We start from the raw sequence: 18,978 nt of genomic DNA on the forward strand, positions 1-18,978 counted from the left end.
CTCCTGTCAGCGTGCGTAGACGGTGACCTCGGAGGCCTTGACCACCGCCCACACCGGCGAGCCCGGCGCCAGCCCCAGCTCGGCGAACGCGGTCGCGGTGACGTCGGCGAGCAGCGGCACCTCGCCGTCGAGCTCGCAGCGCACCGTGGAGCCGTGCGGGGTCGCCCCGGCCACCCGCGCCGGCCAGGCGTTGCGCGGGCTGCCCGCGGGCCGGGACGGGTAGAGCGCCACCGACTCCGGGCGGATGGCCACCAGCACCGGGCCGGCCGCGGGCTCGGCGACCGCGACCGTCCCGCCACCGGCCAGCCGCACGGTCAGCCCCTCCCCCGTGCCGGGCAGCAGCGAGAGCCCGACCAGCCGGGCCACGTAGTCGGTGCGCGGGTGCCGGGCGACGTCGGCGGGCGTGCCGGCCTGCACGACGGCGCCGTCCTCGACCACCAGCACCCGGTCGGCCAGCGCCGTCGCGTCGACCGGGTCGTGGGTGACCAGCACGGTGCTGCCCCCGAACTCCGCGAGGTGGCGGCGCAGCTCGGCGCGCACGGCCAGCCGGGTGCGGGCGTCGAGCGCCGACAGCGGCTCGTCGAGCAGCAGCAGCGCGGGGTCGCCGACGAGCGCGCGGGCCAGCGCCGCCCGCTGCGCCTGCCCGCCGGAGAGCTGCCCGGGCCGGCGGGCGCCGAGGTCGGCCAGGCCCACCCGGTCGAGCCACCCGGCCGCCGCCCGCCGCGCCGCGGCCCGCGACGCCCCCCGGGTGCGCGGGCCGAAGGCGACGTTGTCCAGCACCGACAGGTGGGGGAAGAGCAGGTGGTCCTGGAAGACCATGCCGAGGGGGCGCCGGTGGGCGGGCAGGTGCACGCCGGCCGCGACGTCGTCCCACGGCCGCCCGTCGACGGCCACCCGGCCACCGTCGGGCGGCAGCAGGCCGGCGAGCACACGCAGCAGCGTGGACTTGCCCGCGCCGTTGGGCCCGAGGACGGCGAGCACCTCGCCGTCGGCGACCTCGAGGCCGACGTCGACGGGGAGCGTGCCCCGGCGGACGACGACGTGCGCCTGCAGGCTCACCCGGCCGCTCCCCCGCGGCCGAGCCAGCGGTCGCGCAGCAGCAGGAGGGTGGCCACCGAGACGAGGAGGAGGACCAGGGAGAGCACGATCGCCGCCTGCGGGTCGCGCTGCAGCGCCAGGTAGACGGCGAGCGGCATCGTCTGCGTGGTGCCGGGAAAGTTGCCGGCGAAGGTGATCGTGGCGCCGAACTCCCCCAGGGCCCGGGCCCAGCACAGCACCGCGCCCGCGGCGACGCCCGGGGCCACCAGCGGGAGGGTGACCCGGCGGAAGGTGGTCCAGCGGTCGGCGCCGAGGGTGGCGGCGGCGTCCTCGTAGCGGGCGTCGGCGGCCCGCAGCGCGCCCTCGACGCTGATCACGAGGAAGGGCATCGCCACGAACGTCTCGGCGATGACGACGGCGGCGGTGGTGAACGGGATGGTGACCCCGGTGGTCCCGGCCAGCCAGCTGCCGACGATGCCCTGCCGCCCCAGCACGAGGAACAGCGCGACGCCGCCGACGACCGGGGGCAGCACCAGCGGCACGGTGACCAGCGCCCGCAACACCGCCCGGCCCCGCGCCCGCGAGCGGGCCAGCACCCAGGCCAGCGGCACGCCGAGCACGACGGAGACCGCGGTGGCCAGCGTGGCCGAGAGCAGCGACAGCCGCAGCGCCTGCCCGACGCCGGGCGCGGTGAGCAGCGTGCCCAGCTGCGTCCAGGGGGTCCTGACCAGCAGCCCGGCCAGCGGCAGGACGAGGAAGGCGACCGCGAGGGTGGCCGGGACCAGCAGCGGCGCCGGCGTGCGCTCGCGCCTCACGGGGCGCGGAAGCCGGCCGCCTCGAGCGCCTGCTGCCCCTCGGCGGAGCGGACGAGGTCGACGAAGGCCCGCGCGCCGTCGGGGTTGGGCGCGGCGGCCAGCGTGCACAGCGGGTAGTCGGTGACGGCGTCCTCGGCCTCCGGGAAGGCGATGCCCTCGACGGCGTCCCCGGCGGCGACGACGTCGGTGGCGTAGACCAGCGCGGCGTCGACCTCGCCGAGCTCCACCTTGGTGAGCGCGGCGCGCACGTCCTCCTCCTGGGTGTCGGGGCGCGCGGTCACGCCGGCGGCGGCGAAGACGTCCTCGGCGGCCGCGCCGCAGGGCACCTCGGGGGCGCAGACGGCGAGGGTGAGGTCCTCGCGGCCGAAGTCGGCCAGCCCGGTGACGCCGGCGGGGTTGCCCGCGGGGACGGCGATCTGCAGCACGTTGGCGGTGAAGACGGCCGGCTCGCCGTCGGCCAGGCCGGCGTCGGTGACCACCGCCATCTGCGTGCCGTTGGCCGAGGCGAACACGTCGGCCGGGGCGCCCTGGGTGAGCTGGGTGGCCAGCGCCGAGCTGCCGGCGAAGTTGAACTGCACGGTCAGCCCGTCGTGGTCGTCCTCCAGCCGCTGGCCGAGGTCGGTGAACACGTCGGTGAGCGAGGCCGCCGCGAAGACGGTCACCGTGCCGGTGGGGCCGCCCGGCGACGCCTCGGCCGTCGACGCCGCGGCGCCGTCGTCGCCACCGCCGCACCCGGCGGCCGTCAGCACCGCCGCCGCCAGTGCCGCGAGGACCCGTCCGCTCCGCATGCGCGGGACACTAGCGCGTCTGAGTCCGCCGGTGCGGAGGCGTCACGGCACGTCGACGCTCACCTGCGTCGCCTTGACGGTGGCGACGGCGCGCACGCCGACCTCGAGGCCCAGCTCGTCGGCGGCCTCCCGGGACATCAGCGAGACCAGCCGGAAGGGCCCGGCCTGGATCTCCACCTGCGCCATGACGGTGTCGCGGACGACGCGGGTGACGATGCCGGCGAGCCGGTTGCGGGCCGACGAGCCGCGGGTGGCGCCGGGCTCGGGTGCCTCGTGCAGGTCCGCGGCGAGCCGGGCGAGGTCGGCGCCGTCGACGTGCGCCGGCCCGCCGCCCTCGCGCGAGGCAGCCAGCCGGCCACTGTCCACCCAGCGGCGCACCGTGTCGTCGCTGACCCCGAGCAGGGCCGCGGCCTCGGCGATCCGGTAGCTGGTCGTCACCCGCGGCAGGCTAGTGGCCGGCCCCGCGCGACCCGGGGTGTAGGGCCGCCCGCCGGGGGCAGGGAGGACGCAGCCGGCAGCCGTCCGGTCGAGGGGGACAGGGGGACGCGACGAGCATGCGCCGGTGGCGCGGTCCGCTGATCGTCTCGGTGGCGTACCTGGGGTTCTGGCTGGGGCTGGACGCCGTCGCCAGCGTCTTCCAGGCCCGGCAGGAGGTGTCGCTGTGGTACCCGCCCACCGGGCTGAGCTTCGCCCTGCTGCTCGTGTTCGGGCTGCGCTACGCCCCGCTGCTGCTGCTGACCGACCCGCTGCACGGGCTGGTGGTGAGCGGACCGGACGTCAGCTGGGTCAGCATCGGGCTCAGCGCCGTCGTCAGCACCGTCGTCTACACGACCGCGGCCTGGCTGCTGCTCCGTCGGCTGCGGATCGACCCGCGCCTGCCCGGCCAGCGGGACGCCGTCTGGCTGCTCGCGCTGGCCGCCGTCGCCGGGCCGTTCGTCGTCGCCGTCGTCCAGGTCCTCCAGTACACGGTCGTCGGGCTGCTGACCTGGGGTGAGCTGTTCCGCGGCGTCCTCGGCTTCTGGTCCGGCCGGGCCACGGGCGTCGGGGTGCTCACCCCCGCGCTGCTCGTCGCGAGCCGGGCGGTGCCCGCGCTGTGGCGGGACCGGCCGCCGCTGCCCGGCCCGCCCCGGGACGGGCCCGGGCACGAGCGCCCGGTGTGGCCGGGCCGGCTGCGGCCGCGGTGGGCCGGCCGGCTCGCCGCCCGGGTGGTGGACGAGCGGCTGGAGATCGCCGGGCAGGCGGCGCTGCTGCTCGCGACGCTGTACCTGGCCTACGGCGAGCCGGCGGTCGGCGGGCTGGACCTGGCCTACCTGGTGTACGTGCCGCTGATCTGGATCGCCGTCCGCGGCGGGCTGCCCCGCGTGGTGTTCGCCGTCCTCGTGGCCAACGCCGTCGCCGTGGCCCTGGTCGGCCGGGACGTCGTGGACAGCCCGCTGCGCCTGCAGCTCGGCCTGGTGACCCTCACCCTGGCCGGCCTGATGCTCGGCGCGCTGGTCACCGGGCGGCAGGCCAGCGTCGCGGCCGCCGAGCACGCGGCCGTGCACGACTCGCTCACCGGGCTGGCCAACCGCGTCCTGCTCATGGACCGCCTGGAGGCCGCGGCGCACCGGGCGGAGCGCAGTCCCGACAGCCGGTTCGCGGTGCTCTACTGCGACCTCGACGGCTTCAAGGGGGTCAACGACCAGCTCGGGCACGACGCCGGCGACGAGCTGCTCGTCGCGGTCGCGCGCCGGCTGGAGGGGGCGGTGCGGCCCGGCGACCTGGTCAGCCGCCTCGGCGGGGACGAGCTCGCCGTCCTCCTCGACGGCGTGACCGGCGTCGAGGAGGCGGCCGGGGTGGCCGAGCGGCTGCTCGCCGCGCTGGCCGAGCCGTGTGCCCTCGACGGCCGGGAGGTCGTCGTCACCGGCAGCGTCGGGGTGGCCGTCGCCGACGCCGAGGGGCTGGCCCGGCCGCGGCTGCGCGAGGGGCGCGGGGGCCCGGCCGGCCCGGACGGCGACGGGCACGCCGAGGAGGTGCTCCGGGCGGCCGACATGGCGCTGCAGCGCGCCAAGGCGACCGGGGGCAACCGCTACGAGGTCTTCAACGAGCCGCTGCGCCGCCAGACCCGGGACCGGCTGGGCCTGCGGGCGGCGCTGCGCCACGCGGTCGGGGCCGGCGCGGTGACCGTCGCCTACCAGCCGATCGTGCGGGTGGCCGACGGCCGGCTGGCGGCCGTGGAGGCGCTCGCCCGGTGGCGCGACCCCGAGCGCGGGGAGGTGCCGGCGGCCGAGTTCATCCCCGCGGCCGAGGAGACCGGGCTGATCCACGAGCTCGGCGTGCAGGTGCTCGAGCAGGCCTGCGGCCAGGCCGCGCGGTGGCGACGGGTCTTCGGTCCCGCCGCCACCCCGCGGGTGGCGGTCAACGTCTCGACCCGTCAGCTGCTGCTCGCCGACTTCGCCCCACGCGTCCTCGGCCTGCTCGACCGCCTCGGGCTGCCCGCGGACGCCCTCGAGCTGGAGATGACCGAGTCCTGCGCCGTGGAGCCGGGGGCGCGGGCGGCCCTGGAGCGCTTCACCGCGGCGGGCGTCACGCTCGCCGTGGACGACTTCGGCACGGGGTACTCCAGCTTCGCCGCGCTGCGGGAGCGGACACCGCAGGCCTTCAAGCTCGACCGCTCCTTCGTCGCGCGGCTGCCGGACGACCGCCCGACCGACGCGATCGTGTCCGCCGTCCTCGCGCTGGCCGGGCACCTGGGCGCCACCGTCACCGCCGAGGGCGTGGAGACCGAGGAGCAGCTCCGGCGTCTGCGGGAGCTGGGGTGCCCCCAGGTCCAGGGCTTCCTCCTGGGCGGACCGGCGAGCGCGGAGCGGATCGAGCGGGACTGGCTCAGCGGTCCGCGGTGACGCGCCGGGAGGTCTGTGGACGACGGCCCGGCGTCCACAGGCGTCCCGGGCGGTGTCCGGCCGCCGGGGCAGCATCGCCGGCATGAGCACCCCGACCGCCGACGACGCCTGGCTGCGCGACCTGCTGCTCGGGGGCGACTGCCGTCCCGGCGGCGACGACGCGGACGGGGTCGCCGGCGTCCTGGCCGCGCGCGACCCCGGCGTGGACGGGTCCGGCGCCGCCACCGACGCGCTGCTGTCGGCCCTCACCGACGTCTGGGAGCGCGGCTGGCAGCCCGCCGACGTCGCGCACGCGGTCCGTCGCGGGTCGGGCGCCCGGACGGCGCGGCTGGCGGTGGCCCTGCTCGCCGAGGACGCCCGGGTGACCGGCGCGGCGTCGCGGGCGCCGGGACCGTGGGTTGAGCAGCTGAGTGAGATCGGGGCGCTGGCGGAGGGCACCCCGGCCGGGGTCGCGGGCTGGTACCGGGCGGAGGGGCGGCCGGCGGGTGAGGCGTGGCGCGAGGTGCTGTGGCTGGCCACCACGCTGCGCACGCTCCCCCGCGTGGAGCGGCTGCTGCCCCCGCCGTCCGCCTGGGGTGCGGGGACCCGCCGCCCGGTGGCGGCGTCCCCGCCCGACGACGCGCGGGTGCTGCGGCGCATCCGGGCGCTGCTGGCCAAGGCGGAGTCCACGGAGTTCCCCGAGGAGGCGGAGGCGCTCACCGGCAAGGCGCAGGAGCTGATGACCCGCCACGCGGTGGACACCGCACTCCTCGACGGCGGCACGGCGCCACGCCGCACGGACGTCGCCACCCGCCGGGTGCACGTCGTCGACCCCTACGTCCGGGCGAAGGTGCAGCTGCTCGACGTGGTCGCCCGCGCCAACGGCGTCCGGCTGGTCTGGTACCCCGACCTGGGCATCGCCACCCTGGTCGGCGTCGCCACCGACCTCGACGCGGTCGAGCTGCTGTTCACCTCGCTGCTGCTCCAGGTCGGCCAGGCACTCGGCGCGGCCGAGCGGGCGGCCGGCCGTCGGTCGGCCTCCCGTGCCTTCCGCCGCGCGTTCCTGCTGGGCTACGCCGGCCGCGTCGGGGAGCGGTTGACGAGCGCCCGCGAGCAGGCGACGACGGCCGCGGCCACGGAGCGCGGGGTGGACCTGCTGCCCGTGCTGCGCTCCCGGCAGGAGACCGTCGAGGAGGCGTTCACCGAGCTGTTCCCCGGCGTGCGCAGCAGCCGCAGCCGCTCGTCCGTGGACGGCGCCGGCTGGCGGGCCGGTCGCTCCGCCGCCGACGCCGCCGACGTCGGTTCCCGCCGCCTGCGGTAGCCGACCCGGCCGCGTCTCCGCGGGAACGGTACCCGCCTCTGACCTGCACTTTCTGTCACTGGTGACACCTACGATCCGAACACGTGATCGATCAGGAGGCGTCGTGTCCGAGCCGAGCAGCACCCCCCACCCGTCCGGCAGTCCCCTGCCCGAGCTGGCCCGGGCCATCACCGCCGGCGCCGTCCGGCTCGCGGCCGCCACCGCCGCCTGGCTGCGCCTGGTCGCCGAGTTCGACGAGCGCGGCGGCTGGCACGGCTGGGGCACCCGCTCGTGCGGGCACTGGTTGTCCTGGCAGTGCGGGCTGGCGCCGGGCGCGGCCCGCGAGCACGTGCGCGTGGCCCGGGCCCTGCGGTCCCTGCCCCTCGTCGAGACGGCGTTCGCCGACGGCCGCCTGTCGTACTCCGAGGTCCGGGCGCTCACCCGCATCGCCGAGCCCGACACCCAGCAGTCGTTGCTCGACCTCGCGCTGTCGGTCACCGCGGCGCAGCTGGAGCGCTTCGTCCGCTCGTGGCGGCGCGCCGGCCGCCCCGATGGCGACCGTCCCGAGAGCCGGGAGTCCTTCGACTACTCCTGGGACGACGACGGGATGCTGGTCCTCCGCCTGCGGATGCGCGCGGAACCCGGTGCAGAGGTGCTGGCCGCCGTCGAGTCGCTCGCCGAGCGCGAGGCCCGCCGCGAGCGGGCGCAGAACGCACGCACCCGGGAGGCCGGTCCGGCGCCGGGCTCGGGCTGGCAGGAGCGGCAGGAGCTGCACCGCCGCTGCGCGGACGACGACGAGCTGACCGGCCTGGCCCGCGAGCGCACCACCGCCCGCCGGCTGGCCGCCCTCGCGTCACTGGCCCGCGCCGGTGTCCACGCCGACCGCCGCCCCGGCGACCCGCCCCGGCGCGAGGTCGTCGTGCACGTCGACGCGGCCGTCCTCGCCGACGACTCGGCCGCCGGACGGGCGCACCTCGACGGCGGTCCCGCCCTGACTCCCGCCCAGGCACGCAGCGTGCTCTGTGACGCCACGGTCCTCACCATGCTGGAGCGCGGCGGGGAACCGCTCGCCCTCGGTCGCAGACGGCGGCGGGCGAGCACGGGCCAGCGGCGGGCCCTCCTGCGGCGCGACGGCGGCTGCGCCCGCCCCGGTTGCCCGGAGACGCGCGTCGAGCGGCTGCACGCCCACCACCTGCGGCACTGGCTGTTCGGCGGGCGGACCGACCTGGACAATCTGGTGCTGCTCTGCGACGTGGACCACGGCCTCGCGCACGACCTCGGCCTGGTGATGACGCGCGCCGACGGGCGGCTCGTCGTCACCGCACCGGACGGGCGCCACGTCTGGGGCACCGCCGACGCCGCCTTCCGCGGCGGCCTGGCCGGTCTCGACGACCACCCGCCCACCGCAGGAGCCGGGACCGAGCCGACCACCGCCGACCCCCTCACCGGCGTCCACCCGATCGACGAGGTCGTCGGCCGCCGGCCGGTGCCCGCTCCCCGCCGGACCGGGGACGCCCGGGCGACCGGGCACGCCGGTGCGAGGAGGGCGCCGGCCGGGCGGCGGGGACGCCCCGGCGGGAGCCGTCCGACCCGCGGGGTGCCCGTGTCGACAGGACCCTCCGCCGGTCCGCGCGCCGGCCGCACGTCCGGCCCCGCGGGCGAGAGGCGGTCCGGGCGGCAGGACGCCGCCGCCATGGGCAAGACCCTGTTCCCCGCGGGCGAGCCGCTCCTCGCCGACGGGATGCCCGTGACCGGCGAGCGGATGGACCTGCGGTACGCGGTCGGGGTGCTCATGGACCACCGCGACCGGCTGCGCCGGCTCACCGGCGGGGACGCGGCGTCCGGCGGCTGAGCGCGTTCCCGCGGAGACGCGGCCCAGCCGATCCCCCGCGTTCCCGCGGAGACGCAGCCCACCCGTTCCCGCGGAGACGCGGAGACGCGATCACGACGAGGCGGCTCGGCGTCCAGCAGCGTTCCGTTTGCCGATCTCGGGCCCCGGGCAGCGCGTGCCGGTGCCCCGAGAGAAGCAGGACAACCCCGCCGGGGGTTCGGCCTCCGTCCGGACCCGCCGGCTGCGGGAGACGGCCCGCGACGTCCTCGGCTTCGACGGGTTCCGCCCCGGCCAGGAGCAGGCCATGCAGTCCGTCCTCGCCGGCCGGGACACGCTCGCCGTGCTGCCCTCGGGCGCCGGCAAGTCGGCCGTCTACCAGGTGGCCGGCCAGCTGCTCGACGGGCCGGTGCTCGTGGTCTCGCCCCTCATCGCGCTGCAGCGCGACCAGGTCGAGCGGCTCGCCGAGCTCGGTGACGCCGTCGGCCGGGCCGCGCAGCTCAACTCCAGTCTGTCGGCCGGTGACCAGCGGGAGGCCGTGGAGGGGCTGACGGACGGAACGGTCCGCTACCTGTTCCTGGCCCCCGAGCAGCTGGCCAAGCCCGAGGTGGTCGAGGCCGTCCGCGACGCCTCCCCCGCCCTGTTCGTCGTCGACGAGGCGCACTGCGTCTCCGCGTGGGGCCACGACTTCCGCCCCGACTACCTGCGGCTCGGCCAGGTCGTCGAGCAGCTCGGCCACCCGACGGTGCTGGCGCTGACCGCCACCGCCGCCCCGCCGGTGCGCGCCGAGATCGTCGAGCGGCTGTCGATGCGCGACCCCGAGGTCGTCGTCGCCGGGTTCGACCGCCCCGAGATCCGGCTGGAGGTCGACCACCACGCCGACGCGCACGCCAAGCGGCAGGCGGTCGTCGACCGGACGGCCGGCGAGGTCGAGGCCGGCCGCGGCCCCGGCATCGTCTACAGCGCCACCCGCAAGGGCACCCTCGACCTCGCCGAGGCGCTCACCGAGCGCGGCCTGCGCGCCCGGCCGTACCACGCCGGCCTGAAGAAGACCGAGCGCGAGGACACCCAGCGCGCGTGGATGGACGACGAGCTCGACGTCGTCGTCGCCACCACCGCGTTCGGGATGGGCATCGACAAGCCCGGCACCCGCTTCGTCGTGCACGCCGAGCCGGCCGACTCCGTCGACAGCTACTACCAGGAGATCGGCCGGGCCGGCCGCGACGGCGACCCCGCGCTCGCCGTCCTGGTGTACCGGCAGGAGGACCTCGGCCTGCGCCGCTTCTTCGCCGCCGGCGCCCCGGCCGAGGAGGAGCTGCAGCAGGTGGCGGGGCTGGTCGCCGCCGCGCCGGCCGCGGGAGTGGACGACGGCGTCGACGTCAAGCAGCTGCGCGAGGAGACCGGCCGCGGCGCCACCCCGCTGGCCCGCGACCTCAACCTGCTCGAGCAGGTGTCCGCCGTCGTCCTCGACGACGAGGGCGCCGCCCACCCCGCCGAGGGCGCCCCGGCGCCCGGCGAGGCCGCCCGGGCGGCCCGCGAGCTGGCCGAGCACCACGAGCGCGTCGACCAGAGCCGCGTGGAGATGATGCGCGGCTACGCCGAGACCACCGAGTGCCGCCGCCAGTACCTGCTCGGCTACTTCGGCGAGCAGCTCGAGGAGCCGTGCGGCAACTGCGACAACTGCTCGGCGGGCACCTCCCACGAGCAGCCCGCCGGCGACGACGCCGACACGCCCTTCGCGCCCGAGACGCCGGTGGTGCACACCGAGTGGGGCCCCGGCGTGGTCATGCGGGTGGAGGACGACCGCGTCGTCGTCCTGTTCGAGGAGGTCGGCTACAAGACGCTCGCGCTCGCGGCGGTCGAGCGCAACGACCTGCTGCAGGTCCGCGGGGCCTGAGCGCCGGTGGCGGCCCACCCCATCGGGCGCTCGCCCTGCGCGACCGCGCGGGGCCGTCGATGATCAAGCGGATGTCCGGGCGCGGCGCCCGGCTGGGAGGAGTGCACGGGTGAAGGTCCTGGGGATCAACGCCATCTACCACGACCCGGCGGCGGCGCTCGTCGTCGACGGGGAGGTCGTGGCCGCGGCGGAGGAGGAGCGCTTCAGCCGGCGCAAGCACGGCAAGCGCCCGCTGCCGTGGAGCGCCTGGGAACTGCCCGAGCTGTCGGCGGCCTGGTGCCTGAGGCACGCCGGCATCCGCCCCGAGGAGCTCGACGCGGTCGCCTACTCCTTCGACCCGGCGCTGATGGTCACCCCCGAGGAGACCGGCCTGTTCGACGACGGCGACGTCATGCGCCAGAAGTACGCGCAGATGGCGCCGGACTTCCTCGCCCACGCGCTGCCGGGCCTCGACCCCGCGAAGGTGCACTTCGTCAAGCACCACGTCGCGCACGCGGCGTCGGCCGGCAAGGCGGCGCCGCAGCGCGACAACGCCGTCCTCGTGCTCGACGGCCGCGGCGAGGCGCACAGCCACCTGGCCGGGCGTTACGTCGACGGGCAGCTGGAGGTCCTGGCCGGGCAGTCGCTCCCCCACTCCCTGGGCCTGATGTACGAGGAGCTCACCGACCACCTGGGCTTCCTGCGCAGCTCCGACGAGTTCAAGGTCATGGCGATGGCCTCCTACGGCAAGCCGCGCTTCCTCGGCGAGCTGTCCGAGCTCATCCGGGCCACCGGCGACGGCGGCTTCGTCACCGAGCGCATCGACTTCACCGAGTTCGCCCCCCGCCTGGGCAAGGACGAGCCGTGGACCGAGGCCCACGCCGACCTCGCCGCCAGCGTGCAGACCCGGCTGGAGGAGGTGCTGGTCGACCTGGCCCGCTGGGTGCACGAGCAGACCGGCGAGAAGACCCTCACGATGGCCGGCGGCACCGCGCTCAACTGCGTGGCCAACACCCGCATCCTCGCCGAGAGCCCGTTCGAGCAGGTCTGGGTGCAGCCGGCCGCCGGCGACGCCGGCACGGCGCTCGGCGCGGCCCTGCACGTGGCCGCCGAGCTCGGCGAGCGCACCGAGCCGATGCCCGGCGCGGCGCTGGGCCGCGGCTGGACCGACGACGAGATCGAGCGGTGGCTCGAGACCGCGGCGATCGACTACGAGCGCCCGGACGACGTCGCCGAGGCCGTGGCCGAGGTGCTCGCCGACAACGGCATCGTCGCCTGGTTCCAGGGCCGCAGCGAGTACGGTCCGCGGGCGCTGGGCCACCGGTCCCTGCTGGCCCACCCCGGCTTCCAGGCCAACCTCGAGCGGATGAACGACGTCAAGGGCCGCGAGCAGTTCCGCCCGGTGGCGCCCATGGTGCTGCTGGAGCGGGCGCCGGACATCTTCAGCCGCGGCCCGATCCCCTCGCCGTACATGCTGTTCGTGCACGACGTCGCCGAGGAGTGGCGCGACCGCATCCCCACGGTCACCCACGTCGACGGCACCGCGCGCATCCAGACGATCGACCCCGACACCGAGCCGCTGGTGCACCGGATGATCTCCGCCTTCGAGCGGCGCACCGGGCTGCCCGTCGTCGTCAACACCAGCCTCAACACCGCCGGCCGGCCGATGGTCGACGACCCCCGCGACGCCCTGGAGTGCTTCGGCTCGGCGCCGGTCGACCTGCTGGCCATCGGCCCGTTCGTCGTCCGCCGACCGCGACCGACGCCGCGCCCCTGAGCAGTGGCCGGGCCCGCCCGCGGGCGGGCCCGGCAGCCGGCGTCCCCCCACGGGGTGAGGACGCCGAACCGGGACGGCGGCAGCGCGCGAAGACCGCGTGCACCACCGCCCCGCCGGTCACGGTCCGGACACGACGCTCCTCCGTATGGATGAGTTCCGGTTCCCCCCGACCCGCCGGGGTACCGCTGGAACGACGCGCGCCACTCGGCCGCGCACCACACACTCGGAGGACCCCATGGCATCGACCGGTTCCGCCGGCGCCCGCCCGGCCAAGGCCTGGCCGCAGACCCTCTCACTCGTCTTCGGCGTGGTCTACCTGCTCGTCGGCATCGTCGGCTTCTTCGTCACCGGCTTCGACTCCTTCGCCGACAACGCGCAGGACGAGATGCTGCTCATCTTCATGATCAACCCGCTGCACAACATCGTGCACATCGTCATCGGCCTGGCCGGCATCGCGCTGTCCCGCACACTGGCCGGCGCCCGCACCTACGGCTGGCTGCTCGCCGTCGGCTACGCCGCCGCCTTCGTCTACGGCCTCATCGCCATCGGCCAGAGCTGGGACTTCCTCAACGTCAACGCTGCCGACAACGTGCTGCACGTGGCCACCGCGATCGTCGGGCTGGTCATCGCACTGGGCCCGGTGAACGACCGGATCGCCCGTCCCACGCACGCCTGACGCGACCCCGTCCCAGGACGGGACCGCGGAGCCGGGCACCTCTGGAGGTGCCCGGCTCCTCGTCGTCCCGGGCCCGGGGGAGGCGGCGGAACGGGACCGGACCCCGGTGCGACGGCGGTCACGCAGCGGTCTACCTTCCGACCATGGACTTCGCCCTCTCCGCCCGAGCCGAGGACGTCTGCGGCCGGATGTGGGACTTCATGCGTGAGCAGGTCTTCCCCGCCGAGCCGGTCTACGACGCCTGGCGCGCCGAACGCGGCCACGACGACCACGGACACCCCCCGGTCCTCGAGGACCTCAAGAAGGAGGCCCGTGCCCGCGGCCTCTGGAACCTGTTCCACCACGAGCTCGGTGGTCTGAGCAACCTCGAGTACGCCTCGGTCGCCGAGGTCATGGGCTGGTCGCCGGTCATCGCCCCCGAGGCCACCAACTGCGGTGCGCCCGACACGGGCAACATGGAGACGCTCATGCTGTTCGGCACGCCCGAGCAGAAGCAGCGCTGGCTCGACCCGCTGCTGGAGGGCGAGATCCGCTCGGGCTTCGCGATGACCGAGCCCGACGTCGCCTCCTCCGACGCGCGCAACATCCAGACCTCGATCGTGCGCGACGGCGACGAGTACGTGATCAACGGCCGCAAGTGGTGGACGTCGGGGGCCGCCGACGAGCGGTGCCAGATCTTCATCGTCATGGGCAAGACCGACCCCGAGGGCGCCCCGCACCGGCAGCAGTCGATGGTGCTGGTCCCGCGCGACACCCCGGGCCTGGAGATCGTCCGGCACCTGCCGGTCTTCGGGTACCAGGACCAGCACGGCCACTCCGAGCTGCGCTTCACCGACGTCCGCGTGCCGGTGTCGAACATCCTCGCCGGCGAGGGCGACGGCTTCATGATCGCCCAGGCCCGGCTCGGCCCCGGCCGCATCCACCACTGCATGCGCGCCATCGGCATGGCCGAGCGCGCGCTCATGCTCCTGGTCGAGCGGGCCAAGCAGCGGGTCGCCTTCGGCCGGCCCCTGGCCGAGCAGGGCACGGTGCGCGAGGCGATCGCGCTGTCGCGCATGGAGATCGACCAGGCTCGGCTCTACGTGCTCAAGACCGCCGACCTGATCGACAAGTACGGCGCCAAGGGCGCCCGCACCGAGATCTCGGCCATCAAGGTGGCCGCGCCGCGGGTCGCGCTCGACGTCATCGACCGGGCCATCCAGGTGCACGGCGGCGCCGGCGTCAGCAACGACACCGTGCTGGCCCGCTTCTACGCCAGCGCACGGACGCTGCGGATCGTCGACGGCCCCGACGCCGTGCACGTCCGCGGCGTGGCCAAGGAGGAGCTCGCCCGCGAACGCCCCTGGGTCGGCTGACGGAGGACCCCCTGCAGCGGGGACCCACCGACGTCGCGGGGGCGGCACCCGGCCGGGTGCCGCCCCCGCCCGTGTCCGGGGGTCAGGGGGTCAGGGGGTCAGGGACGAACCGAAGCCCCCGCCCGCCAGCTTGGCCATCAGCTGGGTGCGGTCGAGGCCGACCTCGGACAGCGCGTCGCCGTCCCGGTCGGTGTCGATCTCGTCGGGCAGGCGCGCCTCGACCTTCTCCGCCGTGTCGTTGTCACCTTCGGTGCGCAGCACCCGCAGCAGTTCCTGCTTGTCCAGCTTCACGTGCTTCCTCCGTCCTGGGGACCCACCGTCCCCCGGAGTGTGGTGCGGCCCACCCCGGGCGGCAAACGGGCGGCCGGTCCGCGCCGGACACGCCGGACCCACCTGGGCCGACGCCGTCCACGCGGGCCGTCCGCAGCCGTCCCCCCGCGCATCCCGCGACGTCGAGGAGGCCCCCACCGGGGCCCTCCCGGCCCTACCGTGGCCCCCCGGCCACACGCGGGGCCGGCCCGACCCGTCCGACGGGGGACGCCATGAGCCAGCCGCCCGGAGCCCTCCCCTGGGGCCAGCCGCCCGCCTGGGGTCAGCAGTCCGGCGGGGGTCAGCAGCCCGGCGGGGGCCAGCAGCCCCCACCCCCGTGGAGCCCGCCCCCCGCCTGGGGTCAGCAGCCCGGCGGGCCGCCGCCGTGGTCACCGGCTGCACCCCCCGCCGCCCCGCCGCGCCGGTCGCGCCGCGGGCTGTGGATCGCCGTCGGCGCCGCGCTGCTCGTGCTCGTCGTCGCGGCGGGCGTGGTGGTCTTCCTGCTCACCCGCCCGGTCGACCCGCCCACCGGCGTGACCGCCGAGCTCGCGGACGACGGCGTCGCCGTGCGCTGGGACGCCGTCGAGGGCGCCACCGGTTACGAGGTCCGCCGCGACGGCGACGTGCTGGGCACCACCGCCACCACCAGCTACGTGGACGACGGGACCGAGAGCGGCACCGAGTACCGCTACTCGGTGACCGCGCTGGAGGACGGCGACCGGTCCGAGACGGTGCCCGCCACCGACCCCGTGGTCACGCCGGTCGCCCCGACCGCGCGCATCGCCCTGACCACCGACGGCGCCGACGTCGTCGTCGAGTGGGACACCGTCACCGGAGCCGACGCCTACGAGGTGAGCCGCGACGGCACCGTCCTGGCCACCGACCTCACCGACGCGACCTACCGCGACGCCGGCGTCCCGCTGGGCGACCACACCTGGCAGGTCACCGCCGTCGACCGGGACGGCGCCGGCAGCACGGCCGAGGCGCAGAGCGCGTCGCTGTTCACCCGGGGCCCGTGGCAGGAGGCGTGGGAGCTGGCGACGGCCTTCCCCGAGCTGCTGCCGGCCGAGCCCGGCGGCCTCGGCTGGTCCGACGGCACGTGCGACCGGGCACCGCCCGAGGGGGCGCAGGCCCTCGTCGTCTGCGACTACCCCACCGGCGTCCACGTCGAGATCAGCCAGTTCGCCGACCGGGCGCAGTGGCAGGCCCGGCTCGACGCCGCGCTGGCCGGGAGCACCGGGCCCGGCACCTGGTCCTACGGCGACGGGCCGGCCCAGGGTGACCTGCTGGAGAGCCCCGACGGCGGGCTGGCCTGGAAGTACCTCACCTTCTACGCCCAGGACCTCTCGCTCGTCGGCGTCTACGTGGCCTGGGAGGGCCACACGCAGGACGACATCGACGGCGCCTGGTTCGCCGAGGCGCCCTTCTAGGACCGCTCAGCGGGCGCGGGACCGGCGCAGCAGCAGCGCCCCGGTCCCGAGCAGCGCGGCCGCCAGGACGAGCTGCCCGGCGCCCACGCCCGCCCGGCCGCTGCCGAACCAGGTCGGTGAGCTGACCAGCAGCACCGCGCCGATGCCCAGCACCAGCAGCGCCACCAGCCGCTCGCGCCGCGCGTCCCGTGGGGTGCCCATGCCGCCTCCGCTCCTGCCGGGACCGGTCCCGGCTGCCGACGAGCCAACCAGACGGCGGTCCGGCGGCGCCGCACCCCTCACCGGCACCCGGGCGCAGGTCAGCCGTTCTTCGACGGCGGCTCCCCCGCGTCCAGGGCCTCCTGGGCACGCACCGGGTCGAACGCGCAGGCGTCGCCGACGTCGGTCGCGGGGACGGCCGGCGGCGGCTCCGGCGTCTGCCCCGCCGCGTCGGCCTCCGAGCCGGCGGCCTGGTCGCCCGGGGCGGCGGGCGGCGCGGACGACGCCGGCGCGGCCGGGGCGATGGACTCCTGCACGATCTGCCGCATGCGGTCGTAGTCGGGGTAGGCCGGGTCGATCACGCTGTCGTCGAACACGACGCTGCGGATCTCGGCGTCCTTGACCATGAACGCCACGTCGACGAAGTCGTCGAGCACGGACCGCGGGATGTCGGTGCTGACGATGTCCTGCGTGGTCGCGGCCAGCTCCTGGTACTGCTCGAGCAGGGTGATCGGGTCGGCCTCGTCGATGATCGCCTTGATGGTGCACCGCTGGCGGTCCATGCGGTCGTAGTCGGTCAGCCCGTAGCGGCCCCGCGCGAACTGCAGGGCGGTGTACCCGTCCATCCGCTGGTCCGGGCCCGGCGCGATGTAGTCGTCGGGGAGCTCCTGGCCGGTGATGCCGTTGATCGGCACGTAGTAGTTGACGTTCACCGTGATCCCGCCGAGGGCGTCGACCAGCCGGCTGAACCCGTCGAGGTTGACCAGCACGAAGTAGTCGATGTCGAGGCCCAGCGCCTCACCGACGCCGAGCTTGAGGAAGTCCGCGCCGGGGTCGTCGGTGGGGCCGAGGACGTCGGGGTGCGCCGCGGGCCCGTTGCGGTAGACGGAGTTGAGCAGGCTCTCGCTCTCGCTGCCGGCGTCGAAGCCGTCCGGGTAGAGCTCGGCGAGCGGGCTGTCGGCGGGGAAGGGCAGGTCCTCGAGGTTGCGCGGCAGGCTGAACAGCGCCGTCGCGCCGGTGTCGGTGTCGATGCTGGCCACGATCACCGTGTCGGTGCGCACGCCCTCGCGGCCCTCGCCGCCGTCGCCACCGAGCAGCAGCACGTTGACCCGCTCCTGCGTGCCGAACGGGTCACTCTCGTCGTCGACGGTGGCCGACCGGCGGTCGTCGCCGAACACGCCGTCGAGCAGCCCCTGCTGGGCCACCGCGGCCTCGCCGACGCGGAAGGCGGGGTAGGCGGCGCCGGCGACGAGGGCGGCCACGAGCAGGGCGCCCACGGCGAGGCGGGGCCGGCTGCTGCGACGAGGCAGCAGCGAGCGGTAGCCGGTGACCACGACGGCGGCCCACGCCAGCAGCAGCACCACGAGGCCGACGAGCACCCAGGTCAGCCGGGTCGGGTCGACGGCCAGCCGGGCGGCGGTGCGCTGCCCAGCGGTGGCCAGCCAGACGCCGCCGCCCAGGAGCAGCAGGAAGACGAGCAGGACGGCGGCACCCAGCCGGCGCCGCCCGGACGCCAGGAACGCGGTGCCGGGGACGACGGCGTTGGCGACGGTCAGCCCCAGGACGGCGGCCAGCGACCGCCGCTCGGGCCGCCGCCGACCGCGCCGGCCGTCCTCCGCCGCGGGTACCGGCGGGAGGGCCGGGGCGTCGCCGATCGGGCGGGTGAGGTCGTCGCGGCTCACCGGCGCACCCGTCGGGCGGCCCCGGTCATCGCGTCGTCCGGACGGCGGTCATCCGGCCATCGTCCCACTGGTCCCTGGCAGTCACGGCGGCTCCGTACCCCGTGAACGCGCAGGTCACCCGATGGGACGTGACCTCGGTCTCGGTCCACCGCCGACGGCCGGGACGGCACCCGCATAGGGTCGGTGCTCGTGCGCCTCGCGACGTGGAACGTCAACTCCATCCGCACCCGCGCCGACCGGGTGGCCGCCTGGCTGCAGCGCCGCGACGTCGACGTCCTGGCGCTGCAGGAGACCAAGTGCCGCGACGACCAGTTCCCGGAGCAGCGCTTCCGCGAGCTGGGCTACGAGGTGGCGCACGTGGGCCACTCGCAGTGGAACGGCGTCGCCGTGCTGTCCCGGGTCGGCCTGACCGACGTCGAGGTGGGCTTCCCCGGCATGCCGACCTGGGCGGCGAAGGAGGGCGCCGACCCCACTGTGGAGGCCCGGGCGCTGGGCGCCACCTGCGGCGGGGTGCGGGTGTGGAGCCTGTACGTGCCCAACGGCCGGGCGCTGGGCGACCCGCACTACGACTACAAGCTCGAGTGGCTGGCCGCGCTGCGCACCGCGGCCGGCGGCTGGCTGGCCGCCGACCCCACCGCGCAGGTGGCCCTGGTCGGTGACTGGAACATCGCCCCGCAGGACGACGACGTGTGGGACGTGCGGGTGTTCGCGACCTCCACGCACGTCTCCGAGCCCGAGCGGGCGGCGTTCCGGGCCGTGGTCGAGACCGGGTACACCGACGTCGTCCGGCCGCTGGCACCCGGCCCGGGCGTCTACACGTACTGGGACTACACCCAGCTGCGCTTCCCGCGCCGCGAGGGCATGCGGATCGACTTCCAGCTCTGCTCCCCCGCGCTGGCCGGCCGGGTGACGAACGCCCTGATAGACCGCGAGGAGCGCAAGGGCAAGGGCGCCAGCGACCACGCCCCCGTGGTGGTCGAGCTGTCCGACTAGCGGTGCGCCGGGGCGTCGTGTCCCCCGTGCGCGGCGCGGGTAGCAGCAGCGG

16 protein-coding genes and 1 pseudogene are annotated in these 18,978 nt (G+C 76.2%); 9 read left to right on the forward strand and 8 right to left on the reverse strand.

Annotated elements, in window-relative coordinates; translation table 11 throughout:
- Nucleotides 1-6: 6 nt before the first annotated feature.
- The 5 genes and pseudogenes from BLQ97_RS24385 to BLQ97_RS04955 form a co-directional block, all read right to left on the reverse strand.
- Nucleotides 7-540, reverse strand: coding sequence for a TOBE domain-containing protein (locus tag BLQ97_RS24385; protein WP_425402611.1), 534 nt, complete (start codon nucleotides 538-540; stop codon nucleotides 7-9).
- Between the two features lie 42 nt (nucleotides 541-582).
- A pseudogene (locus BLQ97_RS24390) lies at nucleotides 583-1,026 on the reverse strand (ATP-binding cassette domain-containing protein); the annotation flags it as partial.
- Nucleotides 1,027-1,055: 29 nt separating this feature from the next.
- Nucleotides 1,056-1,853, reverse strand: coding sequence for an ABC transporter permease (locus BLQ97_RS04945; protein ID WP_217637037.1), 798 nt, complete (start codon nucleotides 1,851-1,853; stop codon nucleotides 1,056-1,058).
- A complete protein-coding gene (modA, locus tag BLQ97_RS04950) occupies nucleotides 1,850-2,641 on the reverse strand; it encodes a molybdate ABC transporter substrate-binding protein (RefSeq protein ID WP_091363637.1) in 792 nt (263 codons plus the stop codon). The genes BLQ97_RS04945 and modA overlap by 4 nt, the downstream gene beginning before the upstream one ends.
- Before the next feature lie 42 nt (nucleotides 2,642-2,683).
- Entirely contained in the window at nucleotides 2,684-3,079 is a 396-nt protein-coding gene (locus BLQ97_RS04955) for a TOBE domain-containing protein (RefSeq protein ID WP_091363638.1), read from the reverse strand.
- Nucleotides 3,080-3,195: 116 nt separating this feature from the next.
- Here BLQ97_RS04955 and BLQ97_RS04960 point away from each other — a divergent pair, with 116 nt between their 5' ends.
- The 7 genes from BLQ97_RS04960 (at nucleotide 3,196) to BLQ97_RS04990 (ending at nucleotide 14,314) form a co-directional block, all read left to right on the forward strand.
- Entirely contained in the window at nucleotides 3,196-5,523 is a 2,328-nt protein-coding gene (locus tag BLQ97_RS04960) for a putative bifunctional diguanylate cyclase/phosphodiesterase (RefSeq protein WP_091363640.1), read from the forward strand.
- Between the two features lie 82 nt (nucleotides 5,524-5,605).
- Entirely contained in the window at nucleotides 5,606-6,823 is a 1,218-nt protein-coding gene (locus tag BLQ97_RS04965) for a DUF2786 domain-containing protein (RefSeq protein ID WP_091363996.1), read from the forward strand.
- 103 nt (nucleotides 6,824-6,926) lie between these two features.
- Nucleotides 6,927-8,654, forward strand: coding sequence for an HNH endonuclease signature motif containing protein (locus BLQ97_RS04970; protein WP_091363642.1), 1,728 nt, complete (start codon nucleotides 6,927-6,929; stop codon nucleotides 8,652-8,654).
- 160 nt (nucleotides 8,655-8,814) lie between these two features.
- Nucleotides 8,815-10,527, forward strand: a complete 1,713-nt coding sequence (locus BLQ97_RS04975) for a RecQ family ATP-dependent DNA helicase (RefSeq protein ID WP_245691817.1) — start codon at nucleotides 8,815-8,817, stop codon at nucleotides 10,525-10,527.
- Between the two features lie 109 nt (nucleotides 10,528-10,636).
- Complete coding sequence (locus BLQ97_RS04980; RefSeq protein WP_091363643.1) at nucleotides 10,637-12,283, forward strand: carbamoyltransferase family protein; 1,647 nt, start codon at nucleotides 10,637-10,639, stop codon at nucleotides 12,281-12,283.
- A gap of 235 nt (nucleotides 12,284-12,518) precedes the next feature.
- Nucleotides 12,519-12,959 carry a DUF4383 domain-containing protein gene (locus BLQ97_RS04985; RefSeq protein ID WP_091363645.1) on the forward strand — a complete coding sequence of 147 codons (441 nt, stop codon included), beginning with the start codon at nucleotides 12,519-12,521 and terminating at the stop codon, nucleotides 12,957-12,959.
- A gap of 143 nt (nucleotides 12,960-13,102) precedes the next feature.
- Nucleotides 13,103-14,314: an acyl-CoA dehydrogenase family protein gene (locus BLQ97_RS04990; RefSeq protein WP_091363647.1), complete on the forward strand. Its 1,212-nt coding sequence runs from the start codon at nucleotides 13,103-13,105 to the stop codon at nucleotides 14,312-14,314.
- 90 nt (nucleotides 14,315-14,404) lie between these two features.
- Here BLQ97_RS04990 and BLQ97_RS04995 read toward each other — a convergent pair whose 3' ends face one another.
- The gene (locus BLQ97_RS04995) at nucleotides 14,405-14,605 is read right to left on the reverse strand and encodes a hypothetical protein (protein ID WP_091363649.1); all 201 of its coding nucleotides are present in this window, start codon (nucleotides 14,603-14,605) and stop codon (nucleotides 14,405-14,407) included.
- Nucleotides 14,606-14,856: 251 nt separating this feature from the next.
- On the opposite strand from BLQ97_RS04995, the gene BLQ97_RS05000 reads away from it, so the two are divergent.
- On the forward strand, nucleotides 14,857-16,053 hold the full coding sequence (locus BLQ97_RS05000; RefSeq protein WP_139173439.1) for a fibronectin type III domain-containing protein: 1,197 nt from the start codon (nucleotides 14,857-14,859) through the stop codon (nucleotides 16,051-16,053).
- Between the two features lie 6 nt (nucleotides 16,054-16,059).
- Here the strand turns inward: BLQ97_RS05000 and BLQ97_RS05005 are convergent, their stop codons facing one another.
- On the reverse strand, nucleotides 16,060-16,254 hold the full coding sequence (locus BLQ97_RS05005) for a hypothetical protein (protein ID WP_091363652.1): 195 nt from the start codon (nucleotides 16,252-16,254) through the stop codon (nucleotides 16,060-16,062).
- 98 nt (nucleotides 16,255-16,352) lie between these two features.
- Nucleotides 16,353-17,933, reverse strand: coding sequence for an LCP family protein (locus BLQ97_RS05010; RefSeq protein ID WP_245691819.1), 1,581 nt, complete (start codon nucleotides 17,931-17,933; stop codon nucleotides 16,353-16,355).
- Nucleotides 17,934-18,122: 189 nt separating this feature from the next.
- On the opposite strand from BLQ97_RS05010, the gene BLQ97_RS05015 reads away from it, so the two are divergent.
- Nucleotides 18,123-18,926, forward strand: coding sequence for an exodeoxyribonuclease III (locus tag BLQ97_RS05015; protein WP_091364002.1), 804 nt, complete (start codon nucleotides 18,123-18,125; stop codon nucleotides 18,924-18,926).
- The last annotated feature ends 52 nt before the right edge of the window (nucleotides 18,927-18,978 follow it).

Source organism: Geodermatophilus telluris, from assembly GCF_900102745.1.
Classification (GTDB): Bacteria; Actinomycetota; Actinomycetes; order Mycobacteriales; family Geodermatophilaceae; genus Geodermatophilus; species Geodermatophilus telluris.